Source organism: Microcystis sp. M53598_WE2, assembly GCF_030067735.1.
Lineage (GTDB): Bacteria > Cyanobacteriota > Cyanobacteriia > Cyanobacteriales > Microcystaceae > Microcystis > Microcystis aeruginosa.
The window spans coordinates 1-1,310 of the sequence record NZ_JASJFE010000113.1; the positions used below are offsets into that span (position 1 = coordinate 1).

Sequence of the window (1,310 nt, forward strand, 5' to 3'; positions counted from 1 at the left end):
AACCTTACCTTGAGGGGGTTTGATCCCCCCTGCCCCCCTTGATAAGGGGGGTGTCTGACAGTTTTTAACACCTACCGACAATCAACCTTACCTTGAGGGGGTTTGATCCCCCCTGTCAGCCTTGATAAGGGGGGTGTCTGACAGTTTTTAACACCTACCTACTTAGTGCCAGATTAATTTCTTAGCTAGGATAGGCAAGAGGCAGCTGGAAAAAATTCTCCTGTCTCCTGTCACGGCTGCTGGCAGTAAGTAATTTTGCCGGCATCTGATATTCAAACTCAAGCAACTATGTGTCAACTTCTAGGCATGAATTGTAATGTCCCCACGGATATCTGTTTTTCCTTTGAGGGATTTTGTGCGCGGGGGGGAAAAACCGACGAACATCGAGACGGTTGGGGAATCGCCTTTTTTGAGGGTTTAGGTTGTCGAACTTTTATTGATGTTAAACCCTCGATCGCTTCTCCGATTGCGGAATTAATTAAAAACTATCCCATCCATTCTACCAATGTTATCGCCCATATTCGCAAAGCTACCCAAGGAGAAATTAAATTAGAAAACTGTCATCCTTTTCGGCGGGAATTGTGGGGAAAATATTGGGTTTTTGCCCATAATGGTAATTTAGAAAATTTCTCACCGGCTGCGGGAGATTTTTATCAACCGGTTGGGGACACGGATTCGGAAAAAGCTTTCTGTTTAATTCTTAATACCCTGCGAGAGACTTTTCCCCAGGGCAAACCTTCCCTAGAACAACTTTATCAAGTCCTAAAAACTATCACAAATTCTATCGCTTGTCAAGGTATTTTTAATTATCTTTTATCCGATGGTGAACATTTTTTTGCCCATTGTTCAACTAAATTAAGCTATATAATCCGTCAGTATCCTTTTGCCGCCGCTCATTTAATTGATGAAGATGTTAGCGTTGATTTTCAAGCTTTAGCTCGTCCAGGCGATCAAGTAGCAATTATTGCTACTACTCCCTTAACTGATAATGAAGTTTGGACAACGATTAATTCAGGAGAATTATTAGTTTTTCAGGAGGGCGCAGCAATTTTAAGTTAATCTTACCAGTGGTCACTTTGCCGAGATTTTTCTAAATCAATTAACTGAGTTTTTAGTCCTAACCAATCTAATTGATGGGCGAGGCAATCTGAACCAATTTTTCCCGCTTCTAGATAAATAACTCTCTCGGCAAATTCCTCTAACAAATCCAGTTGATGATTGACCATAATTATCGTCATTGAACTTTGATTGTTTAATACTTCTAATAACCTGGTGGCCGTGCCTGTATCTAGAGCGGAGGTGGGTTCATC

General features: G+C 41.4%; 1 protein-coding gene and 1 pseudogene. One reads left to right on the top strand and one right to left on the bottom strand.

Annotated features, from left to right (window positions below; genetic code table 11):
- The first annotated feature begins 288 nt into the window (after nucleotides 1–288).
- Nucleotides 289–1,059 carry a class II glutamine amidotransferase gene (locus PX636_RS02620; protein ID WP_353851857.1) on the top strand — a complete coding sequence of 257 codons (771 nt, stop codon included), beginning with the start codon at nucleotides 289–291 and terminating at the stop codon, nucleotides 1,057–1,059.
- Nucleotides 1,060–1,061: 2 nt separating this feature from the next.
- Here PX636_RS02620 and PX636_RS02625 read toward each other — a convergent pair.
- A pseudogene (locus PX636_RS02625) lies at nucleotides 1,062–1,310 on the bottom strand (methionine ABC transporter ATP-binding protein); the annotation flags it as partial.